This window comes from Clavibacter sp. CT19 (genome assembly GCF_027858075.1).
Taxonomy (GTDB): domain Bacteria; phylum Actinomycetota; class Actinomycetes; order Actinomycetales; family Microbacteriaceae; genus Clavibacter; species Clavibacter tessellarius_A.
Genome location: NZ_JAQHYR010000009.1, coordinates 112,906 through 126,567 on the forward strand (window position 1 = coordinate 112,906; position 13,662 = coordinate 126,567).

Annotated in this window: 11 protein-coding genes; 4 read left to right on the forward strand and 7 right to left on the reverse strand. The window is 70.4% G+C overall.

The window, feature by feature from the left end; all coding sequences use genetic code 11:
• Positions 1–10: 10 nt before the first annotated feature.
• The 6 genes from PED38_RS12160 to sufB form a co-directional block, all read right to left on the reverse strand.
• Positions 11–1,609 (reverse strand): ABC-F family ATP-binding cassette domain-containing protein, encoded by a 1,599-nt coding sequence (locus tag PED38_RS12160; protein ID WP_270981472.1) that lies wholly within the window; start codon positions 1,607–1,609, stop codon positions 11–13.
• A 233-nt stretch (positions 1,610–1,842) separates the two neighbouring features.
• Complete coding sequence (locus PED38_RS12165; RefSeq protein WP_043669540.1) at positions 1,843–2,178, reverse strand: metal-sulfur cluster assembly factor; 336 nt, start codon at positions 2,176–2,178, stop codon at positions 1,843–1,845.
• Positions 2,175–2,945, reverse strand: a complete 771-nt coding sequence (gene sufC / locus PED38_RS12170; RefSeq protein WP_063071799.1) for a Fe-S cluster assembly ATPase SufC — start codon at positions 2,943–2,945, stop codon at positions 2,175–2,177. Before sufC ends, PED38_RS12165 begins: the two co-directional genes overlap by 4 nt.
• A 13-nt stretch (positions 2,946–2,958) precedes the next feature.
• A complete protein-coding gene (locus PED38_RS12175; protein WP_015490400.1) occupies positions 2,959–3,279 on the reverse strand; it encodes a non-heme iron oxygenase ferredoxin subunit in 321 nt (106 codons plus the stop codon).
• Positions 3,276–4,487, reverse strand: coding sequence for a Fe-S cluster assembly protein SufD (sufD, locus tag PED38_RS12180; protein WP_270981474.1), 1,212 nt, complete (start codon positions 4,485–4,487; stop codon positions 3,276–3,278). The genes PED38_RS12175 and sufD overlap by 4 nt, the downstream gene beginning before the upstream one ends.
• Entirely contained in the window at positions 4,488–5,906 is a 1,419-nt protein-coding gene (gene sufB, locus PED38_RS12185; RefSeq protein ID WP_012038419.1) for a Fe-S cluster assembly protein SufB, read from the reverse strand. It lies immediately after the preceding gene.
• A 264-nt stretch (positions 5,907–6,170) separates the two neighbouring features.
• Between sufB and PED38_RS12190 the strand changes: the two genes are divergently transcribed.
• The gene (locus tag PED38_RS12190; protein ID WP_063071798.1) at positions 6,171–7,181 is read left to right on the forward strand and encodes a COX15/CtaA family protein; all 1,011 of its coding nucleotides are present in this window, start codon (positions 6,171–6,173) and stop codon (positions 7,179–7,181) included.
• 404 nt (positions 7,182–7,585) lie between these two features.
• On the opposite strand, the gene PED38_RS12195 is transcribed toward PED38_RS12190, so the two are convergent.
• Positions 7,586–8,506: a heme o synthase gene (locus tag PED38_RS12195; protein ID WP_063071797.1), complete on the reverse strand. Its 921-nt coding sequence runs from the start codon at positions 8,504–8,506 to the stop codon at positions 7,586–7,588.
• Positions 8,507–8,679: 173 nt separating this feature from the next.
• Here PED38_RS12195 and tkt point away from each other — a divergent pair, with 173 nt between their 5' ends.
• The 3 genes from tkt to PED38_RS12210 all read left to right on the forward strand — a co-directional run bounded on the left by tkt (position 8,680) and on the right by PED38_RS12210 (position 13,632).
• On the forward strand, positions 8,680–10,770 hold the full coding sequence (gene tkt, locus PED38_RS12200; RefSeq protein WP_063071796.1) for a transketolase: 2,091 nt from the start codon (positions 8,680–8,682) through the stop codon (positions 10,768–10,770).
• Positions 10,771–10,924: 154 nt separating this feature from the next.
• The gene (tal, locus tag PED38_RS12205) at positions 10,925–12,040 is read left to right on the forward strand and encodes a transaldolase (RefSeq protein ID WP_063071795.1); all 1,116 of its coding nucleotides are present in this window, start codon (positions 10,925–10,927) and stop codon (positions 12,038–12,040) included.
• Positions 12,037–13,632, forward strand: coding sequence for a hypothetical protein (locus tag PED38_RS12210; RefSeq protein ID WP_063071794.1), 1,596 nt, complete (start codon positions 12,037–12,039; stop codon positions 13,630–13,632). Before tal ends, PED38_RS12210 begins: the two co-directional genes overlap by 4 nt.
• Positions 13,633–13,662 lie beyond the last annotated feature (30 nt).

The following is a 13,662-nucleotide window of genomic DNA, read 5'->3' on the forward strand; positions in this document are numbered from 1 at the left end:
CCCAGTCGGATCAGGCGAGCTCGATGAGGTCCATGTAGTCGGGGCTCCAGTGGTCCTCGGTGCCCTCCGGCATGATGAGGACGCGCTCCGGGTTGAGCGCCTCGACCGCGCCGGAGTCGTGGCTCACGAGCACGACCGCGCCGGAGTAGGTGTTGAGCGCGCCGAGGATCTCCTCACGGCTCGCGGGGTCGAGGTTGTTGGTGGGCTCGTCGAGGAGCAGCACGTTGGCGCCCGACACGACGATCATCGCCAGCGCCAGGCGCGTCTTCTCGCCGCCGGAGAGGACGCCCGCGGGCTTGGCCGAGTCGTCGCCCGTGAACAGGAACGAGCCGAGGACGCGTCGCGCCTCCATCTCGGAGATGTCCGGCGACGAGGAGACCATGTTCTCCAGCACGCTCCGCTTGACGTCGATCGTCTCGTGCTCCTGCGCGTAGTAGCCGATGCGCAGGCCGTGTCCGGGCTCGAGGCGTCCGGTGTCGGGTTCGTCGACGCCCGCGAGGATCCGCAGCAGCGTGGTCTTGCCCGCGCCGTTGAGGCCGAGGATGACGACCTTGCTGCCGCGGTCGATGGCGAGGTCGACGGCCGTGAAGATCTCGAGCGAGCCGTAGTTCTTGCTGAGGTCGCTCGCCATGAGCGGTGTGCGCCCGCAGGCGACGGGCTCGGGGAAGCGCAGCTTGGCGACGCGGTCGACGGCGCGCACCTCCTCCAGGCCGGACAGCATCTTCTCCGCGCGCCGCACCATCTGGTGGGCGGCCGCCGCCTTCGATGCCTTGGCGCCGAACTTCGCGGCCTGCAGCTGGAGGACGCCGGCCTTCTTCTCGACGTTGGCGCGCTCCTTCTTGCGGCGCTCCTCGTCGGCGGCGCGCTGGCGCTGGTAGTGCTTCCAGCCCATGTTGTAGATGTCGATGACCATGCGGTTCGCGTCGAGGTAGAAGACGCGGTTCACGGTGTCGCCGACGAGCTCCACGTCGTGGCTGATCACGATGAGGCCGCCCTGGTAGCCCTTGAGGAACTCGCGGAGCCAGGTGACGGAGTCGGCGTCGAGGTGGTTGGTGGGCTCGTCGAGGAGCATCGTGTCGGCGCCGGAGAAGAGGATGCGCGCGAGCTCGATGCGCCGGCGCTGACCGCCGGAGAGGGTGCTGAGCGGCTGGTCGAGGATCCGGTCCGGCAGGCTCAGGTTGCTCGCGATGGACGCGGCCTCCGCCTCGGCCGCGTACCCGCCGAGCGCGACGAAGCGCTCCTCGAGCCGGCCGTAGTCCTTCATGGCCTTCGACGAGACCTTGTCGTCGGTGGACGCCATGTCGAGCATCGCGCGCTGCATGTCGAGCGACAGCGTGCCGAGCCCGCGTGCGTCGAGGATGCGCGTGCGCGCCAGGTCCTCAGGGTTCCCGGAGCGCGGGTCCTGTGGGAGGTAGCCGATCTCGCCAGAACGGTCGATGCGGCCGCCGGTGGGCTGGCCCTCCCCCGCGAGGATCTTGGTGAGCGTGGTCTTGCCGGCGCCGTTGCGGCCGACGAGGCCGATCTTGTCCCCCGGGCTCACCCGGAACGAGACGTCCTCCATGAGGACGCGGGCGCCGACGCGCAGCTCCAGTTCGTGTACAGCGAGCACGGTGAGAGGTCCTTCTGATCAGCGGATGTCCCACGGTCCGTGGGAGAGGGGCGACCCGCAGCAGAGGGGGTCGAGCCCGGTCGGTCGAGGGCGTCCATCGGACCCGACCGGTCCAGTGTACGAGACGGCGGCGTCCCGCCCCTCCCGACGGCGGCCGAGAGGCGGGCCCCGACGCGACGACGGCCCCACCCGGTGCGGGAGGGGCCGTCGAGGTCGCGCGGCGCGGGCGCGGATCAGATGGAGAAGCCGAGGGCCCGCATCATGTCGCGGCCGTCGTCGGTGATCCGCTCCGGACCCCACGGCGGCATCCACACCCAGTTGATGCGGAACGCGGCCACGACGCCGTCGAGCGCCTCCGCGGTCTGCTCCTCGAGCACGTCGGTCAGCGGGCAGCCCGCCGATGTCAGCGTCATGTGGATGATGAGGGCGTCGTTCTCGTCGTCCCACGCGAGGTCGTAGATGAGCCCCAGGTCGACCACGTTGATCCCGAGCTCGGGATCCATGACGTCCTTGAGCGCCTCCTCGACCTCGTCGAACTTCTGCGGGGTCAGCGTGCTCTGCGTGCTCACGCGTCCACCGTGGTCGAGGGCGTCAGGAAGCGGTCGTAGCCCTCGTCCTCGAGGCGGTCGGCCAGCTCGCGCCCGCCCTGCTCGGCGACGCGACCGGCGACGAAGACGTGCACGAAGTCGGGCTGGATGTAGCGGAGGATGCGCGTGTAGTGCGTGATGAGCAGGAGCCCGAGGCCCGTGTTCGCCTTCGCGCGGTTGACGCCCTCGGAGACGATCTTGAGCGCGTCGACGTCGAGGCCGGAGTCGGTCTCGTCGAGCACCGCGAACTTCGGCTTCAGCAGCTCGAGCTGCAGCACCTCGTTGCGCTTCTTCTCGCCGCCGGAGAAGCCCTCGTTGACGTTGCGCTCGGCGAACGCGGGATCCATCTTGAGCGCCGCCATGGAGGTGCGGACGTCCTTGATCCAGCCGCGGATGGCCGGGGCCTCGCCGTCGATCGCGGTCTTCGCGGTGCGGAGGAAGTTCGTGGTGGTGACGCCGGGGATCTCGACCGGGTACTGCATGGCGAGGAACAGGCCGGCACGCGCGCGCTCGTCGACGCTCATGTCGAGCACCTCGACGCCGTCGAGCGTGACCGAGCCGGAGTCGACGTGGTACTTGGGGTGGCCCGCGATGGAGTACGCCAACGTGGACTTGCCCGAGCCGTTCGGGCCCATGATCGCGTGGATCTCGCCCTCGTTGATCGTGAGGTCGACGCCCTTGAGGATCTGCTTGCGACCCTGCTCGGTGTCGACGCTGACGTGCAGGTCGGTGATGGTGAGAGTTGACATGCGTGCGGTTCCTCTAGCTCTTCGGGGTGGTGTCGATGTGGATGTCGCCGTCCACGATCGTCACGGGGTAGACGGGGACGGGCTCGTACGCCGGCAGCGTGCGCGGCTTGCCCGTCTCGAGGGAGAACTTCGAGCCGTGGGCCCAGCACTCCAGGGTGTCGCCCTCGACGAAGCCCTCGGCCAGCGAGATGTCACCGTGCGTGCAGGTGTCGCCGATGGCGTGCACGGTGCCCGAGGAGTCCTTGACGAGCGCGATGGCGAGGCCCTCGATCTCGATGCGGAGCGCCTCGTTCTCGCCCAGCTCGTCGACGGCGCAGATGCGGACGGCGGTCATCGGACGACCGCCCCGGTGCTCGTCCCGGCCAGCTCGGCCTCGATGGCGGCCTGCAGCCGCTCCTCGAGGTCGGGGACGCCGATCTGCTGCACGATCTCGCTGAGGAAGCCGCGGACGACGAGGCGACGCGCCTCCTCCTCCGTGATCCCGCGGGCCTGGAGGTAGAACAGCTGCTCGTCGTCGAAGCGGCCCGTGGCGCTCGCGTGACCGGCGCCGGCGATGTCGCCGGTCTCGATCTCGAGGTTCGGGACCGAGTCGGCGCGCGTGCCGTCCGCGAGGACGAGGTTGCGGTTCTGCTCGTAGCTGTCGGTGCCGGGTGCGGAACGACGGATGAGCACGTCTCCGATCCACACGGTGCGGGCGCCCTTCCCCTGCAGCGCGCCCTTGTAGGTGACGCGGCTGCGGGTGTTCGGGGCGTCGTGGTCGACGTAGACCTGCTGCTCGAGGTGCTGGCCCGCGTCGGCGAAGTACACGCCGAGGAGCTCGCCGTCGGCGCCCTCGTTCGAGAGGTGCGTGGAGGGATTGACCCGGACGATGGAGCCGCCGAGCGTCACCACCACGTGCTTGAGCTTCGCGTCCCGGCCGACGACGGCCTGGTGCGCGGCGAGGTGGCGCGCCTCGTCGTCCCACTGCTGCACCGTGACGACGGTGAGCTCGGCCTGGTCGCCGACGACGATCTCGACGTTCTCGACCAGCGAGGCCGACCCGGCGTTGTCGAGGATGACGACGCCGCGGCTGAAGGGCGCCGCCGTGATGACGGTGTGCGCCGCGCGGGGCGCCGAGCCGAGCTCGGAGCGGCCGACCGTGACGGTGACGGGCTGCTCGCCCGACACCTCGATGGCGAGCGCCTCCCCGAAGGACGACCAGGCGTTGGCCTGGGCGCGGTCCTCGGGGGCGCCGGCGGTGCCGACGCGGGCGTCGTCCCGCGCGATCCAGGAGACGGACGTGCCCTCACCCCCTGTGGTGGCGAACGGGTAGCGCGTGCCGTCGAGCTCACCCGAGATGAGGTCGTCGAGCCGGCGGACGGGCGTCAGCTTCCAGACGGCCTCGCGGCCGGTGACCGCGTCGAACGCCTCGACGTCCGTGGACGTGAAGCGCTCGGAGCGGGTCTGGATGGGGATGACGCCCCACCCTCCGTCGGTGTGCGCCCGGCTGCCGTGCTGGTCGGCGGGGACGGGGGCTTCTGTGGTGGCGAGTGGGGTCGTCATCTAGCCGACGGATCCTTCCATGCCCATCTCGATGAGCTTGTTGAGTTCGAGCGCGTACTCCATGGGCAGCTCTCGGGCGATGGGCTCGATGAAGCCGCGGACGATCATGGCCATGGCCTCGTCCTCGGGCATGCCCCGGCTCATCAGGTAGAACAGCTGCTCCTCGCTGACGCGCGAGACCGTGGCCTCGTGGCCGAGCTGCACGTCGTCCACCCGGATGTCGATCGCGGGGTACGTGTCGGAGCGTGAGATGGTGTCGACCAGCAGCGCGTCGCAGCGGACGGTGTTGGCGGAGTGGTGGGCGGCCGCGTCCACGCGGATCTCGCCGCGGTAGCCGGCCCGGCCGCCGCCGCGCGCGATCGACTTGGAGACGATCGACGACTGCGTGTACGGCGCCATGTGCACCATCTTTGCGCCGGCGTCCTGGTGCTGGCCGGGGCCCGCGAAGGCGACGGACAGGGTCTCGCCCTTGGCGCGCTCGCCCATGAGGTAGATGGAGGGGTACTTCATCGTGACCTTGGACCCGATGTTGCCGTCGATCCACTCCATGGTGGCGCCCTCGGCCGCCGTCGCGCGCTTGGTGACGAGGTTGTAGACGTTGTTCGACCAGTTCTGGATGGTCGTGTAGCGGACGCGGGCGTCCTTCTTCACGATGATCTCGACGACCGCGGAGTGCAGCGAGTCGGACTTGTAGATCGGGGCGGTGCAGCCCTCGATGTAGTGGACGTAGCTGCCCTCGTCCGCGATGATCAGCGTCCGCTCGAACTGGCCCATGTTCTCGGTGTTGATGCGGAAGTACGCCTGCAGCGGGATCTCGACATGGACGCCCTTGGGCACGTACACGAACGAGCCGCCGGACCACACCGCCGTGTTCAGCGCGGCGAACTTGTTGTCGCCCGCCGGGATGACGGTGCCGAAGTACTCCTTGAACAGCTCGGGGTGCTCGCGGAGCGCGGTGTCGGTGTCCATGAAGATGACGCCCTGGTCCTCGAGCTCCTTCTGGATGGAGTGGAAGACGACCTCGGACTCGTACTGGGCGGCCACGCCGGAGACGAGGCGCTGACGCTCCGCCTCGGGGATGCCGAGCCGCTCGTACGTGTTCTTGATGTCGTCGGGCAGGTCCTCCCACGTCTGGGCCTGCTTCTCCGTGGACCGCACGAAGTACTTGATGTTGTCGAAGTCGATGCCCGACAGGTCGGCGCCCCAGGTGGGCATGGGCTTCTTGCCGAAGAGCTCGTAACCCTTCATGCGGTTGGCGAGCATCCACTCGGGCTCGCTCTTGCGCCGCGAGATGTCGGCGACGACCTGGGGCGAGATGCCGCGCTTGGCGGACGCCCCGGCGACGTCGGAGTCGGACCAGCCGAACTCGTACTGCCCGAGGCTCTCGAGCTCGGGTCGGTCGATGAGCACATCTGACATGGCTACCTGCTTTCCTGACGATCTGGGCGTATCAGCGCCGTATCGGCAACCCCCTCGCACGGCGGGGCCGCTTCGGTGACGAGGGGAAGACTGTGGGTCTCAGGGATGCCGCGGCTTCACGCCTCGCACCCCTCTTAGGATGAACACGAACGCGGGTGGACTTGTTCCCGCCGTCCTCGCTGACGTGCCGGACGCCGAAAGGCCCGACGTGTTCCATGAACCACCCGATTCTACGGGCAATCCAGCGGGCGCGGAAGGCAGGCAGTGACTCACGGCACCGATGCGGGGCAGTCTCCCAGTGGGAGCGTGCTAGGTCAGACCACCATGGTGGCGAGGAGGCTGCGCGAGAGGCTCCCGGACGGGATCACCCGCGCGACGCGGATCCTCGTCTGGACCACGCTCGTCGTGCAGACGCTCGTCGTCGGCACGGGAGGGCTCGTCCGGCTCACCGGGTCGGGGCTCGGCTGCCCGACCTGGCCGCGATGCACCGCCGACTCCTTCGTCTCCACGCCCGAGATGGGCGTGCACGGGATCATCGAGTTCGGCAACCGCCTGCTCACCTTCGTGCTCGTGATCGTCGCGATCGCCACGTTCCTGGCGGTCCTGCGGCTGCGGAACCGCGGCCGGGGGCTCTTCTCCCTCGCGCTCGCCATCGGGCTCGGCATCCCGGCGCAGGGCGTCATCGGCGGCATCACGGTGCTCACCGGCCTCAACCCGTACATCGTGGGCCTGCACTTCGTCGTCTCGGTGGTGCTCGTGGTGCTCTCCACCGTGCTGGTGTGGCGCACGTACCACCCGCTCGACGAGGCGGAGCGCTCGGTCCCCGCCTCCTTCCTCGCGCTCGCCCGGGTGACCGCCGCCGTGGTGGGCGTCACGATCCTCGTCGGCATCGTCGTCACCGGATCCGGTCCCCACGCCGGCGACCGCGGCGCCGCGCGCAACGGGCTCGACCCGGAGCTGCTGCAGCACGTGCACAGCTGGCCGGCGTACACGACCTTCGGCCTCACGGTCGCGCTCGTCGTCATCGCGGCGCGTCACCGCTGGCCGGCGGTCTCCCGCTGGACGCGCGTGCTGCTCGCCGTCGAGCTGGTGCAGATCGCCGTGGGCCTTATCCAGGCGCGCACGGGACTCCCGGAGTTCCTGGTGGGCCTGCACATGGTGCTCGCCTGCCTGCTGGCCTCCGCGATGACGGCGACGCTGCTGAGCACGACGCGGCGCGCGGACACGCTGCGCCTCACGCCCGCCGAGGTGCGCCGCGCGGCCCACGTGGGCTGATCCCGGCGCATCCCGCCCTCCTGTCGACGCCCGTCCGAGCACCGCTCGGGCGGGCGTCGTCATGTCGGGCGACGGGCGCAGGCCGATGCCGCGAGCCGGACCGGCGCGGACCGGTCGGAGAGCCGGGCGGGAGCATGAGGCGACGCCGACCGCGCCCGGGGCGCGTGCCGGGCGCGGGGATCACGGGGCGACACCGGTGACCATGTGCGGACCGCATGCGGCCGCGGGAGCCCCAGGGCGACGCCCCGCTCCTCGGCGCGCACGGCGCCCGGTCCGATCCGCCTGCCCTCGGCGGATGCGGTCCGGGGCGCGGGCTCCGCGGTCGGGGCCGACGAGGCGTCAGACGGCGGACCCGCGGGTGCCGCCCACGCTCACCGCGGGCGACCCCGTCGAGACCGTGCGGATCAGAAGGGCAGGAGGGGGTCGATGCCCACCGCGAGGAACAGGAGCGACAGGTACGAGATGGAGGCGTGGAACACGCGCATCGGCTTGATCGGCTCGTGGCGCACCGCGAGGTCGTACAGGCGGTGGGTCTCGTAGACGAACCAGCCGCCGCCCGCGAGGGCCGCGAGCGTGTAGACGAGGCCCATGCCGGCGACCGGGATCAGCAGCAGCGAGCAGGCGAGCGTGGCCCACGCGTACAGGATGGTCTGGAGGCCCACGGCCGCGCGTCCGCGGACGACCGCGAGCATCGGCACGTTCACCGAGGCGTAGTCGTCGCGGTACTTCATCGACAGCGGCCAGTAGTGCGGCGGCGTCCAGAGGAACACGATCATGAAGAGGATGACGGGCGCCCACGAAATGTCGCCCGTGACCGCGGCCCAGCCGATGAGGACGGGCATGCACCCGGCGGCCCCGCCCCACACGATGTTCTGCGGCGTGCGGCGCTTGAGCCAGAGCGTGTAGACGAAGACGTAGAAGAGGATCGCGGCCAGCGAGAGCGCGGCGGCGAGCCAGTTCGAGATGACGCCGAGCCACACGATGCTCGCGACGCCGATGATCCAGGCGAAGACCAGGGCCTCGCGGTCCGACAGCTCGCCGGTGACGAGGGGCCGGCGCTGCGTGCGCTTCATCACGCGATCGATGTCACGGTCGATGTAGCAGTTGAACGCGTTGGCGCTGCCGGCGCTGAGCGTGCCGCCGACGAGGACGCCGAGGATCAGCCACGGGTTCGGCCACCCGCCCTGGGCGAGGATCATGACGGGCGCGGTGGTCACGAGCAGGAGCTCGATGACGCGCGGCTTCGTCAGTGCGACGTACGCCTTGGTCTTCCTCGCCACGCCGATCGTCTCCCGATCGACCCGGCTCTGCACCGCAACGTTCATCGCACCTCTAACTCGCCGGAAATTCCCTCCCCATCGTAGGCCACGGCACCTGCGAGCCGAGCCGCGGGCGGCCTCCGGGACGGGCTCGGAACACCGAGGGCCGAGTGGGTGTTCCCTATACTGATAGGCGGTCCGGCTGGGCCTCCCCCCATCTTCAGAAGGGCTAGAACCAAGTGGCAGAATTGCAATGGGACCCCATCGACAGCAAGGCGGTCGACACCGCGCGGATCCTCGCCGCGGACGCGGTCGAGAAGGTCGGAAACGGTCACCCCGGCACCGCCATGAGCCTGGCCCCGGCGGCCTACCTCCTGTTCCAGAAGGTCATGCGACGCGACCCGTCGGACAGCACCTGGATCGGCCGCGACCGGTTCATCCTCTCGGTGGGCCACAGCTCGCTGACGCAGTACACGCAGTTCTTCCTCGGCGGCTACGGCCTCGAGATCGAGGACCTCCAGGCCCTCCGCACCTGGGAATCCAAGACCCCGGGTCACCCCGAGTACGGCCACACCGACGGCGTCGAGATCACCACGGGCCCCCTCGGCCAGGGCCTCGCCTCCTCCGTCGGCTTCGCCTACGCAGCCCGCTACGAGCGCGGCCTGTTCGATCCGGAGACGCCGGCGGGCGAGAGCCCCTTCGACCACTTCGTGTACGTCATCGCCGGCGACGGCGACATGCAGGAGGGCATCACCTCCGAGGCGTCCTCCCTCGCGGGGCACCAGGAGCTCGGCAACCTCATCGCCATCTACGACAGCAACCAGATCTCCATCGAGGACGACACCGACATCGCCTTCACCGAGGACGTGGCCGCGCGCTACGAGTCCTACGGCTGGCACGTGCAGCACGTCGACTGGAAGAAGACGGGCGAGTACGTCGAGGACGTCCAGGAGCTGTTCGACGCCGTCGAGGCCGCCAAGGCCGAGACGCGCAAGCCCTCGCTCATCATCCTCAAGACGATCATCGGCTGGCCCTCCCCGAAGAAGCAGAACTCGGGCAAGATCCACGGCTCCGCCCTCGGCGCCGAGGAGCTCGCGGCCGTCAAGCAGATCGTCGGATTCGACCCCGAGAAGAGCTTCGAGGTGCCGGACGGCGTCCTCGAGCACACCCGCCAGGCGATCGAGCGCGGACAGCAGCAGCACCGCGAGTGGGACGAGAAGCTCGCCGCGTGGGCCGAGGCGAACCCCGAGCGCAAGACGCTGCTCGACCGCGTCCTCGCCGGCGACGCCCCCGAGGGCCTCGACGAGGCGCTCCCCGTGTTCCCCGCGGGCAAGGACGTCTCCACGCGCGCCGCGTCCGGCAAGGTCATCAACGCCATCGCCGAGGTCATGCCCGAGCTGTGGGGCGGCTCCGCCGACCTCGCCGAGTCGAACAACACGACCATCGAGTCCGCGCCGTCCTTCGTCCCCGCCGAGCGCTCCACCGACATGTGGAAGGGCGACCCCTACGGCCGCGTCCTCCACTTCGGCATCCGCGAGCACGCCATGGGCGCGATCCTCAACGGCATCGTCCTCCACGGCAACACGCGCCCCTTCGGCGGCACGTTCCTCATCTTCAGCGACTACATGCGCCCGGCGGTCCGTCTCGCCGCGCTCATGAAGGCGCCGTCGATCTTCGTCTGGACGCACGACTCCGTCGCCCTCGGCGGCGACGGGCCGACGCACCAGCCGGTGGAGCAGCTCGCCAGCCTCCGCGCCATCCCGGGCCTCGACGTCATCCGCCCCGCGGATGCCAACGAGACCGCTCAGGCGTGGAAGACGATCCTCACGCGTCGCATGGGCCCCGCGGGTCTCGCGCTGTCGCGCCAGAACCTCCCCGTCGTCGAGCGCGGCACGGGCGACGCCACGGCCACCGAGTACGCCTCGGCGGCCGGCGTCGCGAAGGGCGCCTACGTCCTCGCCGACACCGAGGGCACGCCCGACGTGATCCTCATCGCCACGGGCTCCGAGGTGCAGTTCGCGCTCGAGGCCCGCGAGGCCCTCGCCGCGGACGGCGTGCAGGCTCGCGTGGTCAGCGCCCCGAGCCTCGAGTGGTTCGAGGAGCAGGACGCGGCGTACAAGGAGCACGTCCTCCCCGAGGCGGTCGCCGCGCGCGTCTCCGTCGAGGCGGGCATCTCGCTCTCCTGGAAGCAGTACGTCGGGCACCACGGCCGCAGCATCTCGATCGAGCACTTCGGCGCCAGCGCCGAGTACGAGGTCCTCTACCGCGAGTTCGGCATCACCACCGAGGCCGTCGTGAAGGCGGCAAAGGAGTCCATCGCCTCCCTCTAGAAGCTGACGAGGGGCGGGGCGGCCGAGCTGCTCCGCTCCCCGTCGGCCCGGCCCGACCGGCCCGCCTCCCGAGGCTCGCCGGTCGGGTGCCCGGGAGGGGCGCGCGTGCGCGCCCCTCCCCCCAGAACCTCACAACCAGCATGGAGAAGGCAACATGACCGACACCACATCCCCCACCGCGCAGCTCTCCGCCGCGGGCGTCAGCATCTGGCTCGACGACCTGTCCCGCGAGCGCATCGACGCCAAGGGCATCGAGAAGGTGATCGCCGACCGCGACGTCGTCGGCATCACGACCAACCCCACCATCTTCGCGTCGGCCCTCGCCAAGGGCGAGGCGTACGACGCCCAGGTCCGCGAGCTCGCGGCCGACGGCGCCGACGTCGACCGCGCGGTCTTCGAGATCACGACCCGCGACGTCGGCGAGGCGGCCCGGATCTTCCGCCCCGTCTACGACCGCACCGCCGGATTCGACGGCCGCGTCTCCATCGAGGTCTCCCCCGACTTCGCGAACGACACGCAGGCGACCATCGACGAGGCCCACAAGCTGTGGGACAAGATCGCCGAGCCCAACGTCATGATCAAGATCCCCGCGACCCGCGAGGGCCTCGAGGCGATCACCGAGGTCATCGGCGCCGGCATCAGCGTCAACGTCACGCTCATCTTCAGCCTCGAGCGCTACCGCGAGGTCATCAACGCGTACCTCACCGGCCTCGAGAAGGCGAAGGCGGCGGGCATCGACCTGTCGACCATCCACTCCGTCGCGTCCTTCTTCGTGTCGCGCGTCGACACCGAGATCGACAAGCGCCTCGACGCGCTCGGCACCGAGCAGGCCACCGCGCTGAAGAGCAAGGCCGGCGTCGCCAACGCGCAGCTCGCCTACCAGGCGTTCGAGCAGTCCTTCGCGTCCGAGCGCGCCCAGGGCCTCCTCGGCGCCGGCGCCAACAAGCAGCGTCCCCTCTGGGCCTCGACGGGCGTGAAGAGCCCCGACCTGCCCGACACGCTCTACGTCACGCAGCTCGTCGCCGCGGACGTCGTCAACACGATGCCGGAGAAGACGCTCGACGCGACCGCCGACCACGGCGTCATCGAGGGCGACACGATCACCGGCTCCTACGACGCCGCGAACGCGGTCCTCAACGAGGTCGACTCGCTCGGCATCTCCTACAAGGAGGTCACCGAGCTCCTCGAGAAGGAGGGCGTCGAGAAGTTCAAGGTGTCGTGGAGCGAGCTCATCGAGACCGTCACCAACGCCCTGGACGGCGCCAAGTGAGCGTCCGCATCGCGCTGAGCGGCGCGGCGGCCACGGCCGTCGAGACCCACGTGCCCGCGCTGGTCGAGGCGCACGTCGCGTCCGGCATCACGGGCCTCGACGGCACCCTCTGGGGGCCCGACGCCGAGTCCGAGGCCACCAAGCGCCTCGGCTGGACGCAGGCGGTCTCCGTCTCGCGTCCGCTCGTCGCCGAGATCACGGCGCTCCGCGAGGAGCTCCGCGGCGAGGGCGTCGACCATGTCGTCCTCGGCGGCATGGGCGGATCCTCGCTCGCGCCCGAGGTCATCACCCGCACCGCGGGCGTCGAGCTCACCGTCCTCGACTCGACCGACCCCGGTCAGGTCCTCGCCGCCCTCGGCGACCGCCTCGCCACCACGGTCGTGGTCATCTCGTCGAAGTCGGGCTCCACGCTCGAGACCGACAGTCAGAAGCGCGTCTACGAGAAGTCGTTCCGTGACGCGGGCATCGACCCGACCCGCCGCATCGTCATCGTGACCGACCCCGGCTCGCCGCTCGACGAGTCGGCACGCGCCGACGGCTACCGCGTGTTCAACGCGGACCCCGACGTCGGCGGCCGCTACAGCGCCCTGACCGCGTTCGGCCTCGTGCCGTCCGGCCTCGCCGGCGCCGACATCTCCGGCCTGCTCGACGAGGCGGAGGCCGCGTCCGCGCAGCTCGCCGTCGACGACGTGTCGAACCCGGGCCTCGTGCTCGGCGCCGCCATCGCCGGCACCTCGCCGCTGAAGGACAAGCTCGGCATCGTCTCCGACGGCACGCACATCGTGGGCTTCGGCGACTGGGTCGAGCAGCTCATCGCGGAGTCGACCGGCAAGCTCGGCACGGGCCTGTTGCCCGTCGTCCTGCCGACCGACGCCCCCGAGCTCTCGCTCGGCCTGGCCGACCTGCAGATCGCGCGGCTCGTCGCCGACGTCGACGCGCACGACGCCGCCGAGGGCGAGATCGTCATCAGCGGCACGCTCGGCGCGCAGATCCTCACGTGGGAGTACGCCGTCGCCGTCGCGGGACGCCTGCTCGAGATCAACCCGTTCGACCAGCCCGACGTGGAGGCCGCCAAGGTCGCCGCGCGCGGACTGCTCGACGACCGCCCAGCGCCCGAGGCTCCCGTCGTCACGACGGACGGCATCGAAGTCCGCGGCACGAGCGACGTCACCGACGGCGCGACCGACGTCTCCTCGGCGATCGACGCCCTCCTCGCGCACGTCGGCCCCACGGGCTACGTGGCGGTCCAGGCGTTCGTCGACCGCCTCGCGCTCCCCGAGCTCGAGCGCCTCCGCGACGCCGTGGCCCGCAAGGCCGGCCGTCCGGTCACGTTCGGCTGGGGACCGCGGTTCCTCCACTCCACGGGGCAGTTCCACAAGGGCGGCACCCCCGTCGGCGTGTTCCTGCAGATCACCGCGGACGCGGCGTCGGACCTGGAGATCCCGGACCGCCCCTTCACCTTCGGCGAGCTCATCCAGGCGCAGGCCGCCGGCGACGCCACCGTGCTCGCCGAGCACGGCCGTCCCGTCCTGCGACTGAACCTGACCGACCCCACCACGGACGCCCGGGCTCTGCTCTCGACGCTCGAATGACCGCATCGCCGGATCCGTCCGGCAGATCGA

What these genes read in the sequence shown, in the direction of transcription:
- PED38_RS12175 (WP_015490400.1), bottom strand. Translation starts at nt 3,279, where the DNA reads ATGACCGCCGTCCGCATCTGCGCCGTCGACGAGCTGGGCGAGAACGAG.
- tal (WP_063071795.1), top strand. Translation starts at nt 10,925, where the DNA reads ATGACCGACACCACATCCCCCACCGCGCAGCTCTCCGCCGCGGGCGTC.
- sufD (WP_270981474.1), bottom strand. Translation starts at nt 4,487, where the DNA reads ATGACGACCCCACTCGCCACCACAGAAGCCCCCGTCCCCGCCGACCAG.
- PED38_RS12195 (WP_063071797.1), bottom strand. Translation starts at nt 8,506, where the DNA reads ATGAACGTTGCGGTGCAGAGCCGGGTCGATCGGGAGACGATCGGCGTG.
- sufC (WP_063071799.1), bottom strand. Translation starts at nt 2,945, where the DNA reads ATGTCAACTCTCACCATCACCGACCTGCACGTCAGCGTCGACACCGAG.
- sufB (WP_012038419.1), bottom strand. Translation starts at nt 5,906, where the DNA reads ATGTCAGATGTGCTCATCGACCGACCCGAGCTCGAGAGCCTCGGGCAG.